This is a genomic window from Streptomyces sp. CY-1 (assembly GCF_047218265.1).
GTDB lineage: Bacteria > Actinomycetota > Actinomycetes > Streptomycetales > Streptomycetaceae > Streptomyces > Streptomyces niphimycinicus.
In genome coordinates this window covers 3,628,926-3,643,621 of record NZ_CP178393.1, presented here as the reverse complement: position 1 = coordinate 3,643,621, position 14,696 = coordinate 3,628,926, and the positions used below count along the sequence as shown (strand labels likewise).

Sequence of the window (14,696 nt, the reverse complement as noted above, 5' to 3'; positions counted from 1 at the left end):
TCCCGTTCGGTTGTGGGAGCGCTACTCGTTCAAGAAGTCCGTAATGCCCTGTGCGACACCGTCCGCCGCACGCTCGCGCCAGGCCGAATCGGTCAGTTCGGCGGCGTCCTGGGAGTCGCGCATATTGCCGCACTCGATGAACACCTTGGGGACGGTGGAGAGGTTGAGCCCGCCCAGATCGCCCCGGACGTCCAGCCCGCTGCCGTCGCCGATGTACTGCGCGGGCTCACTGCCGGTGGCCTTGGCGAACCGGCTGCGCAGTTGCTCGCCGAGCCGGCGGGAGGGGGCGGTGATGGCGGAGGTGTCCGCGCCGCCGCCGCGGACCGACTTGGGCAGGATCACATGGAAACCGCGCTCCCCGGCGGCCGCGCCGTCCGCGTGCACGGAGACCACGGCGTCGGCGTGGGCCTTGTTCCCGATCTCCGCACGCTCGTCCACACACGGCCCGTACGGCCGGTCGCCGTCCTGGGTGAACCGCACCGTGGCGCCGCGCGCTTCCAGCAGGGTGCGGGCGCGGCGCGCCACATCGAGGGTGAAGGACGCCTCGGCGTAGCCGGAGTTGGTGGCCGTGCCGGTGGTGTCGCACTCCTTCTCGTCGGTGCCGATGTCCACGAGCCGGGCGATCCGCGAGGGGTGGTCGCGGTTGTTCGGATTGTGGCCGGGGTCGATGACCACGACCTTGCCCGCAAGGGACTTTCCGGACGCGCTTCCGGACGAGGTCGGCGCCGAGGGCGCGCCGGGCGCGCCGGACGGCGGGGGCGACGGGGAGGACGTCGAGGAGGTCGTGGGCGCGCCCGCCCCGTCCGCGCCGTCGTCCTTCGAACCGTCCAGCGAACCCCACAGCAGCCAGCCGGCGAAGCAGGCAGGTATCAGCGCCGCCAGCACGATGGCGAGGGTGCCGCCGCGGCGACCGGGCTCAGGAGGAAAGCTGCCGTTGGACACGCGGGCGATGGTAGCCGTGCCACCGCCGCGACTCAGGCGCGGGTCGCGGTGCGGCGCAGTACGCGCAGCGAGCGGGTCGCGGAGACCTCGGTGAACGCGCCGGAGGCGAGCGCACGGCGGTAGATCCGGTACGGCGCCCGGCCGCCGTCGGCCGGGTCCGGGAAGACGTCGTGGATCACCAGCAGCCCGCCCGCCGCGACATGCGGCGCCCAGCCCTCGTAGTCGGCGCTCGCGTGCTCGTCGGTGTGCCCGCCGTCGATGAACACCAGCCCGACCGGCCGCCCCCACACCGCCGCGACCCGCGGCGACCGCCCGACCACCGCGATGACATGGTCCTCCAGGCCCGCCCGGTGGAGGGTGCGCCGGAAGGTGGGCAGCGTGTCCATCCGCCCCACCTCGGGGTCGACCACCTCCGGGTCGTGGTACTCCCACCCCGGCTGCTGCTCCTCCGAGCCCCGGTGGTGGTCCACGGTTACGACGACGGTCCCCGCCGCGCGGGCGGCGTCGGCCAGCAGAATGGTGGAGCGCCCGCAGTACGTGCCGACTTCGAGCAGCGGCAGCCCCGGCGCCGCGACCTCGGCGGCCGCGGCATACAGCGCCAGCCCCTCGTCCAGCGGCATGAACCCCTTCGCCCCCTCGAAGGCGTCGAGCACGGTGCGATCGGGAACCGCGGACGCGGCGGCAGCAGCAGACTGAGTCACCGCGCCATCCTCCCGCACCCCTCCCCAGCAGGGCGGGGAGGGGTCGGTGTGCGGCGCTCACAGCCAGCCGTTCTGGCGGGCGGCGCGGACGGCTTCCATGCGGTTGCGGGTCTGGGTCTTGCCGATGGCCGAGGAGAGGTAGTTGCGCACGGTGGCGGGGGACAGGTGGACCTTGGCCGCGATGTCCGCGACCGTCGCGCCGTCCACCGCCGCCGAGAGCACATCGCGTTCGCGCTGGGTCAGCGGGTTGGGGCCCGCGCTGAGGGCGGCGGCGGCCAGGCCCGGGTCGATGACGCGCTCACCGGCCAGGACCCGGCGGATCGCCACCGCCAGCTCCTCGACCGGCCCGTCCTTGACCAGGAACCCGGCCGCGCCCGCCTCCATCGCGCGGCGCAGATAGCCGGGGCGGCCGAAGGTGGTGAGGATCAGCACCTGGCACCGCGGCAGCGCCTCGCGCAGCTCGGCGGCGGCGTCCAGACCGCTGCGGCCGGGGAGTTCGATGTCGAGCAGCGCCACATCGGGCCGGGTCTCCAGGGCCCGGGGCACGATCTCGTCGCCGTTCCCGAGCTGCGCGACGATCTCGAAGTCCTCCTCCAGCCCGAGCAGCAGGGCGAGCGCGCCCCGCATCATCCCCTGGTCCTCGGCCAGCAGGAGCTTGATCACGCCCGTCGCGCCCTTCGCGTCGTTCACGCCCTGTGTGCCCTGTGTGCCCCGCGTGTCGTTCACGCCGTCCGGGCCTCCTCGACCTCGGGCTCCATCGCATCCTCCGTATCCACCGGCAGTTCGGCGACGAGCCGGAAGCCACGGCGCCCGCCGGGGCCGGACTCCAGTGAGCCGCCCGCCGCGGACAGCCGTTCGGCCAGGCCCTTGAGGCCCGTACCGCCGATCGCGCCCCCAGAGCCTGCCGCGCTCGGGGAGCCTACGCCGTCCCCGTCGTCCGTGATCTCCAGCCGTATCCGGTCCATGCCGCCGCGGACCTCGATCTCGCACCGGGCCGCCCCGCTGTGCCGCACCACATTGGTGACGCCCTCGCGGACCACCCAGCCCAGCAGCGCCTCGGTCTGCGGGGCCAGCGGCGGCCCGGAGCGGCGGACGGCGGCCTCGACACCGGCGGCGTCCAGCGCCGAGCGGGCCCGGTCCAGCTCGGTGGCCAGGCTGCCCTCGCGATAGCCGGTGACGGCCTCGCGGATCTCGGTGAGCGCCTGCCGCCCGACCGCCTCGATGTCCGCGGCCTGCCCCAGCGCGGCCTCCAGGTTCTTCGGGGCGAGCCGGCGCACCGCCTCCGCCTTGACCACGACGACCGACATGGTGTGGCCCAGCAGATCGTGCAGATCGCGGGAGAACCGCAGCCGCTCCTTCTCCACCGCCGTACGGGCCAGCTCCTGGCGGGTGGCGCGGAGCTGGGCGACGGTCTCGAAGAGCGACAGGATGGCCGCCGTCACCAGGCCGGACAGGACCGTCCCGTACGAGACGGTGAGCGAGTCCGAGGCGCCGCCGCGGATCCCGGCGATGATCCCGGCGGAGGCGGACAGGACGAGGATGACCGGTCCCAGCGGCCGGGTCCCCCCGCGCAGCACGAGCCCGGAGGCCAGCGACAGCAGCGGAAAGCACAGCAGCCAGTCCCCGGCGTAGCCGATGCCCAGCGCGTAGGTGACCGCCGTGAGTCCGGCGAGCGCCAGCAGCGGGGCCCGGGTGTGGCGGTGGCGCTCGTCCAGGCTGGTGTGGATGGCGGTCACATAGAGCGCGACGAAGGCCGCCGCCCCGGCGCCGCCGAGCCAGGGCAGGGGGGTCTTCTCCTTGAAGAGCGCCTGCACATCCCCCGAGAGCATGAAGAGCCAGGGCAGAAACGTGCGGCGGCCCGGCGGCTTGAGACGCTCGATGTGCGCGGCGTTGGCAAACATGCCTCCGACCTTACGGAAGCCGCCATGAGCTGGGCAGATGCGGATGTCGAGGGATGGCCATGACATTTGTCCCGGGGTCTTCGCCACCCCGGACAGCGGCCCTCCGAGGGGCGTCCGAAGGTCATCCGATGGCGGTCCGTCAGCGACCTGATGGGCCGTCAGCAGGTCTTCCCCCTTCGGGGCGATTGGGCTATACAGGGTGCCATCGGCTAGAACGCGTTCTAGATATCCACGCGAGCGAACGCGACCCGGCCGACCAGCGACGACCCCGGCACGGCCGACGGTGCGGACGGGCGGGCCGGGGTCTTCGGACCGTGGCCGAGCCAGTGGACCAAGGAGTGCTGTCGCCCATGCCCATCGATGCCGCCAAGGCCATCTCGGCCGAACCCCGCAGCACCGCTCTCACCTGGGGGCACAAGGACATCCAGCTCTACCACCTGGGCATCGGCGCCGGAATCCCCGCCACCGACCCCGAAGAGCTCCGCTACACCCTGGAGAGCAGGCTCCATGTGCTCCCCAGCTTCGCGACCGTCGCGGGCGGTGGCATGGCGATGGCCGGGGGCATGAGCGCCCCCGGCATCGACGTCGACCTCGCCGCCGTGCTGCACGGCGGCCAGACCGTCCAACTGCACCGGCCGATCCCGGTCAGCGGGGACGCCACCCAGACCGCCAAGGTCGCCGCGGTGTACGACAAGGGCAAGGCGGCCGTCATCGTGCTGCGCTCCGACGTCGCCGACGCGGACGGCCCGCTGTGGACCTGCGACACCCAGATCTTCGCCCGGGGCGAGGGCGGCTTCGGCGGCGAGCGCGGCCCCTCCGAACGCGTGGAGCCGCCCGCCCGGGAGCCGGACGACACCGTGGAGCGGGCCATCCGCGAGGACCAGGCGCTGCTCTACCGGCTCTCCGGGGACTGGAACCCGCTGCACGCCGATCCCGCGTTCGCCGAGGTCGCGGGGTTCGAGCAGCCCATCCTGCACGGGCTGTGCTCGTACGGGATGGTGCTCAAGGCGGTCGTGGACACGGCCCTGGACGGGGATGTCGCCCGGGTGCGCTCGTACACCACCCGCTTCGCCGGGGTGGTCTACCCGGGCGAGACCCTGCGCGTGCGGATGTGGCGGGACGAGGGGCGCGTCCATGTGACGGCGACCGCCGTCGAGCGGGACGACGCGCCGGTCCTCACCGACACCATCGTCGACCACGTTTGAGATCACGCACGCTCGAGATCACGAGGAGCCGCTGTGCGCGCAGCCGTATTGCATGAGACGGGACAGGACAAGCTCGAAGTCCTCGACGACATCGAGGCGGTGGGCTTCGGCCCCGGGAAGGTCCGGCTGCGGCTGAGGGCCACCGGGCTGTGCCACTCCGACCTCTCCGCGATGGCCGGGGTGCTGCCGCAGCCCGCGCCGTTCGTCCCCGGCCACGAGGGCGCGGGCGAGGTCCTCGACGTGGGCGACGGGGTGACCGGGCTGGGCGCCGGGGACCGGGTGCTGGTGTGCTGGCTGCCCGCCTGCGGCGGCTGTCCGGCCTGTCAGCGCGGTCAGACCGAGCTGTGCCTGACCGGGTTCATGAACGCCGGAACCCCCAACTTCCGGCGCTCCGGCGGCAGCCCGCAGGAGCTGTTCGGCATGTCCGGGACCGGCACCTTCGCCGAGGAGATCGTCCTCCCCGCCGCGTGTGCCGTGCCGATCCCCGACGACGTCCCGTACGACATCGCGGCCCTCATCGGCTGCGGGGTGACCACCGGGCTCGGGGCCGTCTTCAACACCGCCCGGGTGGAGGCCGGTTCGTCGGTCGCGGTCATCGGCTGCGGCGGGGTGGGCATCAGCGTCATCCAGGGGGCCAGGGCGTCGGGCGCCGCGCAGATCGTCGCCGTCGACCCGGTGGAGTCGCGGCGCGAGGCCGCGCTGCGCTTCGGTGCCACCGAGGCGGTGACGCCGGACGGCCTGGACACCGCGAAGAACAGCGTCACGGCGGGCGAGGGCTTCGACTACGTCTTCGAGGTCGTGGGCCGCTCCGCCACCGCCCGCCGGGCCTACGAGATCACCCGGCGCGGCGGCACGCTGTGCGTGGTCGGGGCCGGGGCGCTGGACGACTTCCTTCAGTTCAACATGTTCGAGCTGTTCTTCGACGAGAAGCGCATCCTGCCCTCGCTCTACGGCGGCGGTGATGTGCTCCGCTCCTACCGGCGCACCATCGACCTGTGGCGAGCGGGCCGGATCGACCTCGAAGGGCTGATCACCCACCGGGTGCGGCTCGGCGAGATCAACGAAGCGATCGGGCAGATGCGGACCGGGGAGGCACTGCGCACATGCATCGAGATCTGACGGGCCCACTGGCGGGGAAGACCGCGATCGTCACCGGCGCCGGGCGCGGCCTCGGCCGCGCCGAGGCCCTGGAACTGGCCAGGCTGGGCGCGAACGTCGTCGTCAACGACTACGGACAGGGCGGACGCGACGGCTCGGGCGAGGCATCGGCCGGCCCCGCCGAGCAGGTCGCCGAGGAGATCCGCGCGATGGGCGGCCGGGCCACCGCCCACGCGGGCGATGTGGCCGACTTCGCGCGGGCGGGCGAGCTGGTCCAACTCGCGATCGACACCTACGGCGCGCTGGACATCCTGGTCAACAACGCGGGCATCCTGCGCGACCGGATGGTCTTCTCGATGAGTGAGAACGAGTGGGACTCGGTGATCCGGGTCCATCTCAAGGGCCACTTCAACACCATCCGTTTCGCCGCCGCGCACTGGCGCGAGCGGTCCAAGGCGGCGGAGGGCGGCCCGGTCCACGGCCGGATCATCAACACCTCCTCGGAGGCGTTCTTCGCCGGTTCGCCGGGCCAGCCGAACTACGCGGCGGCGAAGGGCGGCATCGTCGGGCTGACCACCTCCACGGCGGTGGCGCTCGCCAAGTACGGGGTGACGGCCAACGTCATCTGCCCGCGCGCCCGCACCCGGATGACCGAGGACGTCTTCGCGGACTTCGAGGTTCCGGAGGACGGCCGACTCGACGCCCTCGCCCCCGAACATGCCGCCCCGCTGGTCGGCTATCTCGCCTCACCGGCCGCGGCGAAGGTGAACGGCCAGGTGTTCGTGGTGCACGGCGGCATGCTGGCGATCCTGGAGCGGCCGAAGGTGGCGGCGAAGCTGGACGCCAAGGAGGACGCCTTCGGCTTCGAGGAGTTGGACGCGGCGCTGACGCCGTACTTCGCGGAGCGGGGCGGGGAGAGCTTCGCGGCGGTGGAGGTGCTGGGCCTCAAGCGGGGGTGACGGGGGCCCGGGGGGCCTGGCGCCTGGGTCGGGGGGCCTGGGGGCCCAGGCCGGGGGCGTCCCGCGATCGCCGGACGGGCTGGACTTCCGCGGGAAATCCAGCCCGTCCCGCGATCGGAAACGCACCCCGGAGGGCCAGGCCGCCCTGTGCGGGACGAGCCTGAGGTGTATCAGGACGAGCCTGAGGTTCTCACGACGAGCCTGAGAATCTCGGAACCCGAGAATCTCAGGCGGCGTTCTCATTCGGCCGTCGGTGGCGGCCGTTGGCCGGTGCCTGGGACTCCTCGGACGCGGCCTGCCCCCGGTGCTTGCCCTGAGAGCCATCGGCCTGGGCGGCGGCGGCGTCCCGCGGGCGCGCCTGGGTCGTGTCGATGTGGGTTTCGGACATGGTGGGTACGTCACCCCGTCAGATCGCTTTGTACTGTGCGAAGGGGGCTGACCACGATGTCGCACGCCCTTCCATGCGCATCGCCCGGGGCGCCCCGCGCGTGACGGAACGCCGAGACGCGCAGCCCCCGACCGAGTCTAACCACGGTGGTGATCCCGGACCCAGCGGGGTGGCCGGGGCTGCGGGGGCCGGGCGAGCGGGGCCTGCTGTAGCGGTACGGGCCGCAGGGCGGGGCCCGTACCGGAGCGGGGATCGGGGTCCGGCTCGGGCCCCATCTCCTGCTCGACGCCGGCCCATGAGCCGGTCCCGCCCCACGGCTCGACACCCGATCCGACCTCGGACTCCGGCATCCGCACCGGCACCGGCATCGGCTCGGGTGTGCGTGCGGGTGCCGGTGTCCGCGACGGTGCCAGTCCGGCCGTTCGTGAGGGTCTCAGCTCAGGCGTCAGCCCGGCCGTTCTCGACGGTCCCAGCTCTGGTGCCGGTTCAGGCGGCCGCAGCGGCGTCAGCCCAGGCGTTCGCGCGGGATCCGAGCCGCCTGGGCCGCCGACCCGGGCCCATGGTGTGATCCGGGTCGCGATCTCGGCCGCGGGGGACGTCGTCCGCGGTGTCTGCGTGTCCCGCGCCCCGGCCGGACCCGGACCCGCCGGACCCGGACCCGCCGGAACCGGACCCGCCGGACGCGGGGGCTCCTCGGCCACCCGCCCGGAGGGCTCGGACAACACCCGCGCCACCCGCGCCACCCGCGCGATCCGCCGCGCTCCCGTCACCTCGTCCGGCCGCCACGAGCCCGTCGCGCCGTCGTCCCGTGGCCACGCTCCCGCCGCGCTGCCCGCTGGCCTCGACCCCGTCGCCTCGCCCCGAGGCCACGCTTCCGCCGCGCCGTCCGGCCGCCGCGCCCCGGTCGCCTCGTCCGGTCGCCACGCCCCCGCCGCCCCCGCCGCCCCCGACAGCCGCACCCGGGCCAGCCCGCAAGGCACCTGCGGGGTCGCGTACGGCAGCCGCAGCTCGCCGTCCCGGGTCCACAGGCCCGCGCCCGGAAGCCAGCCCTCCGGCGCCGGGAACTCGCGCAGCCGCCGCTCGGCCGGGCGCCATACGCCCACCCACGGCCGCCCGGCCCCGCCCCGTCCGTCGACGCGGAAGGCCACCGCGCACGCCTCCGGCGTCAGCACCTGCCCCGGCTGCACCGCGAACGGCGTGGCCTGCGACCACCCCGCGGGCCGCAGGCAGTCCGGGAACCGCACCGGCCGGGTGCTGCCCAGCACCCCCCACCCCAGCCGCTCCTCCCCGGGCGCGTCGGACCGCACAAGCAGCAGACCGCTGTCGGGGTCGGCGAGCAGCAGCCGGTCGTCGCTGCGCTCGGTGATCTGAAGCAGCGGGCTGGTCTCACCGCCCCGGCGCAGATCGACCACCACGGTCTTCGTCCGGCCGTCGAGTTCGCGGTCGAGCGCCAGCAGCCGGCCCGTACGGTCCAGCCAACTGCCGCCCGTACAGCGGCCGGGCACCTCGGCCAGATGCTGGGGGACGAGGACGCCGCCCCCGGCCACCAGCCAGACGGAGGTGGACCGCGGCCCGCGCCCCAGCGCGAACGCGCACAGGCCGCCGGGCGCGGGCGGCAGCAGCGAGACGTCGGCGCGGTCGATGCCGCCGAGCGGGCGCTCGCCGGTGCCGGGACCGGCCGGGTAGAGCAGCGAGAAGGCGTGGTGTCCGGCCACCCGGCGGTGGATGAGCACCTGCCCGTCGGCCAGGGGCAGCAGTTCGCAGTCCGGCTCCTCGGGCTGGGCGGCGGGCAGCGGCACGGCGTAGGGCTCCGGGCCGTCCAGCGTCCAGCGCTCGGGGTACCAGCAGCACGCCTCCTCGCTGAGCGCGAGCCGCGCGCCGTACGAGCGGTCCGAGGCGATGGTGAAATCCCCTCGGGGCCGGTCGCCGACGCCCCCGGTGAGGGCGGTGTCGAAGGCACAGGCAGTCATCGTTCAGTCACCTCCGGCCACTGAACGTAGTTTTCGCACTCCCTGCCGAAGGCCGTAATGGGTGCGCTCCACCCGTAAGTGTGTCTCTTGCCCGATTCGCCTGAGAGGTCGGGGGTGAATGTGCTGTAAGCGACGGGGGGATGGTTTGTGATTAAAGTAAGGCACACCTAAGTGCGATTGGCGCGCTCGTGAGAACGGCGCGCCCCTGCTATCCCTGGAGCTCTGTCATGTCCCTGCGCGTTCGCGGCACTGCCGCCCTCGCCCTCGCCCTGGCCGGGGCGCTGTCCCTCACCGCCTGCGGATCGTCGGACGACGGGGACGGCGCCAAGCGCAACGGCGGGGGCGGCAAGTCCGTCGCCCAGGGCGGCAAGGACTTCGGCTCGGCGGCCGAGCAGACCGCGAAGATGGGTACGGACGCCAAGCCCGGCGCATTCCCCCGCACCATCACCCACGCCATGGGCAAGACCGAGATCGAGAGCAAGCCGAAGCGGGTCGTGGTGCTCGACGTCGGCGAGCTGGACAACGTCGTCTCGCTGGGGCTGAAGCCGGTCGGCTACGCCCCCTCCGAGGGCGACCAGGCCATACCCGACTACCTCAAGAAGGACGCGGGGAACCCGAAGAACGTCGGCACCATCAACAACCTCAACCTCGAGGCCATCAACGCCCTCCACCCCGATCTGATCCTCGGCAGCAAGCTGCGCGCCGAGCCGCTCTACGACGAGCTGAAGCAGATCGCCCCGACCGTCTTCGCCATCCGCCCCGGCTTCACCTGGAAGGAGAACTACCTCCTCAACGCCGCGGCGCTGGACCGGACCGCCGACGCCAAGCGCGCACTCGGCGCGTACGAGGAGAAGGCGAAGAAGCTCGGCGAGGACATCGGCCCCGACAAGCCGACCATCACCATGCTCCGCTTCATGCCGCAGGCCACCCGGCTCTACGCCAAGGCGTCCTTCATCGGCACCATCCTCCAGGACGTCGGCCTGCCGCGCCCGAAGAACCAGCAGATCAACGACCTCGCCGCCGAGATCAGCCCGGAGCGGATCGACGACGCCGACGCCGACTGGATCTTCACCGGTGTCTACGGCGACCCCAAGGCCACCAAGCGCGATCAGGCGCAGTCCAACCCGCTGTGGAAGAAGCTGAAGGCGGTCAAGGACGGCCGGGCCAAGAACGTCGACGAGGAGACCTGGTACCTGGGCCTCGGCGTCACCGCCGCCGACCGGGTCCTCGACGACCTCCGCGGCTACCTCGCCCACTGAGCGGCTGTCTCGTCCACTGATACGCGTACGCGCACGGTTCCACCCCGGCCGTCGTCGCGCTGAGTGAAGGCCGGGGCAGGGCTCAGCCGTGATCCGGGAGGTAGCCTTGCCCCGTGCCCGCACTCAACGACGTCATCGCCGCACTCGACGCCCTCTGGCCGCCCGAGCGGGCGGAGCAGTGGGACGCCGTCGGCACGGTGTGCGGTGACCCCGAGGCCGAGGTCACCCGCGTGCTGTTCGCCGTCGACCCGGTCCAGGAGGTGGCCGACGAGGCGGTGGACCTCGGCGCCGATCTGCTGATCACTCACCATCCGCTCTATCTGCGGGGGACGACCACGGTCGCCGCCTCCAGCTTCAAGGGCCGGGTGGTGCACACGCTGATCAAGAATGACATCGCCCTCCATGTGGCGCACACCAACGCCGACACCGCCGACCCCGGCGTCTCCGACGCCCTCGCCGGCGCGCTCGACCTGCGGATCGTCGGCCCGCTGGTGCCCGACGCCACCGACCCCGAGGGCCGCCGCGGTCTGGGCCGGGTCTGCGAGCTCGACCACCCCGAGACGCTGCGGGAGTTCACCGAGCGCGCCGCCGCCCGGCTGCCCGCCACCGCGCAGGGCATCCGCGCCGCGGGCGACCCGGACCGTACGATCCGCCGGGTCGCGGTCAGCGGCGGCTCCGGCGACAGCCTCTTCGACGCGGTGCGCGCGGCCGGGGTCGACGCGTTCCTCACCGCCGATCTGCGCCACCACCCGTCCTCGGAGGCACGGGAGCACAGCGATCTCGCCCTGGTGGACGCCGCGCACTGGGCCACCGAATGGCCCTGGACCGAACAGGCCGCGGCCCAGTTGGACGAGATCTCCGACCGGCACGGCTGGGGCCTGCGTACGCATGTCTCCCGTATCGTCACCGATCCCTGGACGGCCCACGCCACGGCCCCGGCCGTCCGCGCGGCCGCCCCGTCCTTCTCCGCTTGACCTCGCACCGCTCGACCTCTTGACCTCTTTGACCCCGTGACTTCCCTGACCCCGTTTTCCGTTCCACCCGACTCCCCTGGAGCCCCACGCTGAATGCCGCGCCCGCCGATCAGATCCGCCTCCTCGACGTCCAGGCGCTCGACGTCCGGCTGTCGCAACTCGCGCACAAGCGCAGGACGCTGCCCGAGCACGCCGAGATCGAGACGCTGAACGCCGATCACACCCAGCTCCGCGACCTGCTCATCGCCGCGCAGACCGAGGAGAGCGACACCGCCCGCGAGCAGACCAAGGCGGAGCAGGACGTGGACCAGGTGCGCCAGCGCGCCGCCCGCGACCAGAAGCGCCTGGACTCCGGCGCCGTCACCTCGCCGAAGGATCTGGAGAACCTCCAGCACGAGATCGCCTCCCTCGCCAAGCGCCAGGGCAACCTGGAGGACGTCGTCCTGGAGGTCATGGAGCGCCGGGAGTCCGTCCAGGAGCGGATCACGGAGCTGACCGAGCGGGTGGAGTCCCTCCAGTCCAAGATCGGCGACGCCCAGACGCGCCGGGACGCGGCGGCCGAGGGGATCGACGCCGAGATCGCGGCCGCCACCAAGGAGCGCGAGGTGATCGCCGGGACCATCCCCGCCGATCTGCTGAAGCTCTACGACAAGCTGCGCGAGCAGCAGGGCGGTGTCGGCGCGGCCCGGCTCTACCAGCGGAGCTGTGACGGCTGCCGCCAGGAGCTCGCCATCACCGAGCTCAACGAGGTGCGCTCGGCGGCCCCCGACACGGTGCTGCGGTGCGAGAACTGCCGCCGGATCCTGATCCGTACGCCCGAGTCGGGGCTGTAGGGCGATGGCGCGGCGCTTCGTCGTCGAGGCGGACGGCGGGTCCCGGGGCAACCCGGGGCCGGCCGGTTACGGCGCGGTCGTGCTCGACGCGGAGACCGGTGAGCCGCTCGCCGAGGTGGCCGAGTACATCGGCACGGCGACCAACAACGTCGCCGAGTACAAGGGCCTGATCGCCGGGTTGCGGGCGGCGTACGCCCTGGACCCGGCGGCCGAGGTCCGGGTGCGGATGGACTCCAAGCTGGTCATCGAGCAGATGTCGGGCCGCTGGAAGATCAAGCACCCCGATATGCGGCCGCTCGCCGCCGAGGCCAAGGCGATCATGCCGCCTGGCCAGTTGACGTACGAGTGGATCCCGCGCGAGAAGAACAAGCACGCGGACCGGCTCGCCAACGAGGCGATGGACGCGGGCAAGCGGGGCGAGCAGTGGCAGCCGAAGGTGCCGCCGGGCGGCACGCCGGCGGCGGCGAGTGGGCCTGCGGCGGGCGCGCCGGAGGCCGCCGCCCTCTCCGCCTCCGCCGCTCCCGCCGCTCCTGCCGACGAGGCCCTCGCCGAGCCCGCCGCGACCGGCGCCCCGGCGGTGGGCTGGGGCTCGGCGGACCTGGGCACCCCCGCCACGTTCGTCCTGCTCCGACACGGGGAGACCCCGCTCACCCCCGAGAAGCGCTTCTCCGGCAGCGGCGGCACCGACCCCGGACTCTCCGACGTGGGCCGCCACCAGGCCGAGCGAGTGGCGGCGGCGCTCGCCGCACGCGGCACCATCCAGGCCATCGTCACCTCACCGCTGCGCCGCTGCCGGGAGACCGCCGACGCGGTGGCCCGGCGTCTTGGCCTGGACGTCCGCGTCGAGGAGGGGCTGCGGGAGACGGACTTCGGCGCCTGGGAGGGCCTGACCTTCGCCGAGGTCAAGGAGCGCTACCCGGACGACCTGGAGGCATGGCTGGCCTCCACCAAGGTGGCCCCCACCGGCGGCGGCGAGAGCTTCGCGACGGTCACGCGCAGGGTCGCGCTCGCCCGCGACAAGCTGATCGCCCGCTACACGGGCCGTACGGTGCTGCTGGTCACCCATGTCACACCGATCAAAACCCTGGTCCGACTGGCCCTGGGCGCCCCGCCGGAGACCCTGTTCCGCATGGAACTCTCGGCGGCGTCGCTGTCGGCGGTGGCGTACTACGCGGACGGGAACGCGTCGTTGAGGCTGCTGAACGAGACGGCGCATCTGCGGTAGGGGCCCAGGCCCTCACTGATGGCCCATTTTCCTACTCGTTTGATAAAGTAGGTCCCATGTCTGAGTATGAGGCTGAGGTGTCGTACAGCATCGGCGAGGGGCCGGCCACCCGGGTAAGCCTCTCCCTCTCCGAAGGGACCGCCGAGGCGATTCGCTCGCGCGTCGGCAAGCGGGAGTTCTCGGCGTTCATCACCGCAGCGGTGGAGCGTGAGCTGCGCGGTCAGATTCTGGACGAGTACCTGGCCGACTACGAAGGGCGCAAGGGCCCGGTCTCGGCGAAGGCGCAGGAGCGGGCACGTCAGGTCTTCGACGAGGTCTTCGCCGAGGACGAGCAGTGGCCCGCCGCAAGCTGAGCCACGACGGGACGCTCGCCCTGGACAGCGAGGGCCTCTCCAAGCTGCTGAACGATGACGAATCGGTCGTCGCCCTGATTGCGGAGGCGCGGAGGCGGGGCATGGAGGTCGTGGTCTGCGCGCTCGCCGTCATCGAGGCCGTGCACGCGCGCATCGACAAGGCCCGGCTGAACTGGGTCCTGTCCGGTCTCCGTGTCCTCCCGGTGGGGGAGGAGGAGGCGAAGGCGGCCTCGGCGCTGCTGATGGGGGTCGGTCTGCACGGCCACAAGTACGCGATCGACGCCGCCGTGGCGGCGACTGCCCTCAAGCAGCGGCGTCCCGTCGTCATGCTGACCTCCGACGTGGACGACATGACCAAACTCTGCGGCGATCTGGTGCGCCTGGTCGCCGTGTGACTCGGCTCCGGCCCCGTGTCACGGTGGTGGGCTGAGGGCGAGTGATCGTCTCCTCAGTGCCTGCGGCGGTAGACGCGGATGGCGTCGCGGGCCTTGCCGATCGCTTTCCGAAGGTCCTCCGCTGCGCGCAGCGGAGGCGTCCCCTCCTGAACGGCCAGCGAACCGGAGCGTGGTGCGCTGCCCCATGACGACCGGTAGGAGTCCAGGTGACCGCCCACCCGGGCCAGCGACGGCTGTACGTCCTCGGGAGCGTCGTCCTCGGTCTGCCAGAGGCGTCGCGACATCTGCGCCAGGCGCTCCGGGGTGGTGGCCGTGGGCGGTTCTTCGACCGTGTGTTGGATCTCGTTCAACAGATCCAGTGCGCGCTGGGTGTCCTCCCGCCGTTCCTTACGGCGCTGCAACCGATAGTTGGCCCATGCGGTCAGCGCTGCCCCGACGGCCGCTACCAGCACCCCAATGACGAGCTCCACTACTCTGCCGCTCACCGCAGCCT

General features: G+C 72.8%; 16 protein-coding genes. 9 read left to right on the top strand and 7 right to left on the bottom strand.

Annotation, left to right across the window (positions count from 1 at the left end; translation table 11 throughout):
• Positions 1 to 21: 21 nt before the first annotated feature.
• The 4 genes from ACK1X7_RS15775 to ACK1X7_RS15760 form a co-directional block, all read right to left on the bottom strand.
• Positions 22 to 942 (bottom strand): N-acetylmuramoyl-L-alanine amidase, encoded by a 921-nt coding sequence (locus ACK1X7_RS15775; protein ID WP_385150844.1) that lies wholly within the window; start codon positions 940 to 942, stop codon positions 22 to 24.
• Positions 943 to 974: 32 nt separating this feature from the next.
• Entirely contained in the window at positions 975 to 1,562 is a 588-nt protein-coding gene (locus ACK1X7_RS15770) for a class I SAM-dependent methyltransferase (RefSeq protein ID WP_390794853.1), read from the bottom strand.
• 138 nt (positions 1,563 to 1,700) lie between these two features.
• On the bottom strand, positions 1,701 to 2,306 hold the full coding sequence (locus ACK1X7_RS15765) for a response regulator (protein ID WP_390794854.1): 606 nt from the start codon (positions 2,304 to 2,306) through the stop codon (positions 1,701 to 1,703).
• Positions 2,307 to 2,365: 59 nt separating this feature from the next.
• Entirely contained in the window at positions 2,366 to 3,544 is a 1,179-nt protein-coding gene (locus tag ACK1X7_RS15760; protein WP_390794830.1) for a sensor histidine kinase, read from the bottom strand.
• Between the two features lie 350 nt (positions 3,545 to 3,894).
• Here ACK1X7_RS15760 and ACK1X7_RS15755 point away from each other — a divergent pair, with 350 nt between their 5' ends.
• The 3 genes from ACK1X7_RS15755 to ACK1X7_RS15745 are packed head-to-tail and all read left to right on the top strand — an operon-like array spanning position 3,895 to position 6,806.
• A complete protein-coding gene (locus tag ACK1X7_RS15755) occupies positions 3,895 to 4,749 on the top strand; it encodes a MaoC/PaaZ C-terminal domain-containing protein (protein WP_385150838.1) in 855 nt (284 codons plus the stop codon).
• A 33-nt stretch (positions 4,750 to 4,782) separates the two neighbouring features.
• The gene (locus tag ACK1X7_RS15750) at positions 4,783 to 5,868 is read left to right on the top strand and encodes a Zn-dependent alcohol dehydrogenase (RefSeq protein WP_385150835.1); all 1,086 of its coding nucleotides are present in this window, start codon (positions 4,783 to 4,785) and stop codon (positions 5,866 to 5,868) included.
• On the top strand, positions 5,865 to 6,806 hold the full coding sequence (locus ACK1X7_RS15745) for a 3-oxoacyl-ACP reductase (RefSeq protein ID WP_413116879.1): 942 nt from the start codon (positions 5,865 to 5,867) through the stop codon (positions 6,804 to 6,806). Before ACK1X7_RS15750 ends, ACK1X7_RS15745 begins: the two co-directional genes overlap by 4 nt.
• 226 nt (positions 6,807 to 7,032) lie before the next feature.
• On the opposite strand, the gene ACK1X7_RS15740 is transcribed toward ACK1X7_RS15745, so the two are convergent.
• Both ACK1X7_RS15740 and ACK1X7_RS15735 read right to left on the bottom strand, forming a co-directional pair.
• Positions 7,033 to 7,194: a hypothetical protein gene (locus ACK1X7_RS15740; RefSeq protein WP_208516528.1), complete on the bottom strand. Its 162-nt coding sequence runs from the start codon at positions 7,192 to 7,194 to the stop codon at positions 7,033 to 7,035.
• Positions 7,195 to 7,331: 137 nt separating this feature from the next.
• Positions 7,332 to 9,164 carry a hypothetical protein gene (locus ACK1X7_RS15735; RefSeq protein WP_413115218.1) on the bottom strand — a complete coding sequence of 611 codons (1,833 nt, stop codon included), beginning with the start codon at positions 9,162 to 9,164 and terminating at the stop codon, positions 7,332 to 7,334.
• 227 nt (positions 9,165 to 9,391) lie between these two features.
• Between ACK1X7_RS15735 and ACK1X7_RS15730 the strand changes: the two genes are divergently transcribed.
• The 6 genes from ACK1X7_RS15730 (at position 9,392) to ACK1X7_RS15705 (ending at position 14,203) form a co-directional block, all read left to right on the top strand.
• Positions 9,392 to 10,423 (top strand): ABC transporter substrate-binding protein, encoded by a 1,032-nt coding sequence (locus ACK1X7_RS15730; RefSeq protein ID WP_413115217.1) that lies wholly within the window; start codon positions 9,392 to 9,394, stop codon positions 10,421 to 10,423.
• A 113-nt stretch (positions 10,424 to 10,536) separates the two neighbouring features.
• Positions 10,537 to 11,397, top strand: coding sequence for a Nif3-like dinuclear metal center hexameric protein (locus tag ACK1X7_RS15725; protein ID WP_361507742.1), 861 nt, complete (start codon positions 10,537 to 10,539; stop codon positions 11,395 to 11,397).
• 89 nt (positions 11,398 to 11,486) lie between these two features.
• Positions 11,487 to 12,230, top strand: a complete 744-nt coding sequence (locus ACK1X7_RS15720; RefSeq protein WP_390794856.1) for a zinc ribbon domain-containing protein — start codon at positions 11,487 to 11,489, stop codon at positions 12,228 to 12,230.
• Between the two features lie 4 nt (positions 12,231 to 12,234).
• A complete protein-coding gene (locus ACK1X7_RS15715) occupies positions 12,235 to 13,455 on the top strand; it encodes a bifunctional RNase H/acid phosphatase (RefSeq protein ID WP_413115216.1) in 1,221 nt (406 codons plus the stop codon).
• A 56-nt stretch (positions 13,456 to 13,511) separates the two neighbouring features.
• Positions 13,512 to 13,808, top strand: a complete 297-nt coding sequence (locus ACK1X7_RS15710) for a hypothetical protein (protein WP_390794835.1) — start codon at positions 13,512 to 13,514, stop codon at positions 13,806 to 13,808.
• Positions 13,790 to 14,203 carry a DNA-binding protein gene (locus ACK1X7_RS15705; RefSeq protein ID WP_390794836.1) on the top strand — a complete coding sequence of 138 codons (414 nt, stop codon included), beginning with the start codon at positions 13,790 to 13,792 and terminating at the stop codon, positions 14,201 to 14,203. The genes ACK1X7_RS15710 and ACK1X7_RS15705 overlap by 19 nt, the downstream gene beginning before the upstream one ends.
• Positions 14,204 to 14,256: 53 nt before the next feature.
• On the opposite strand, the gene ACK1X7_RS15700 is transcribed toward ACK1X7_RS15705, so the two are convergent.
• Entirely contained in the window at positions 14,257 to 14,688 is a 432-nt protein-coding gene (locus ACK1X7_RS15700; RefSeq protein WP_390794837.1) for a hypothetical protein, read from the bottom strand.
• Positions 14,689 to 14,696 lie beyond the last annotated feature (8 nt).